The following is a 201-nucleotide window of genomic DNA, read 5'->3' as shown; positions in this document are numbered from 1 at the left end:
AGCCCTTGGCCGACAGCGACCTCTCAATGCCGAAGGCCTCGAGCATCAGGTCGATCTCGGCGTTGTCGAACTCGCTGCCGCGGTCCGTGTGGAAGACCTCGATGTCCGAGATGGGGAAGGAGAGCGTCGCGAACGCCGACTTGACCAGCCGGGCGTCCTTCCTGGGCCCGGCGGAGTGGCCGACGATCTCCCTGTTGTAGA

1 pseudogene is annotated in these 201 nt (G+C 65.2%); it reads right to left on the bottom strand.

Features of this window, described 5'->3' with window-relative positions:
• Positions 1-201, bottom strand: a pseudogene (locus ACQRAJ_RS08830) (IS3 family transposase); the annotation flags it as partial.

This window comes from Collinsella sp. SGI.184 (genome assembly GCF_050313415.1).
Taxonomy (GTDB): Bacteria; Actinomycetota; Coriobacteriia; order Coriobacteriales; family Coriobacteriaceae; genus Collinsella.
The sequence above is the reverse complement of the archived record's forward strand: the minus strand, read 5'-3'. Positions and strand labels throughout refer to the sequence as shown.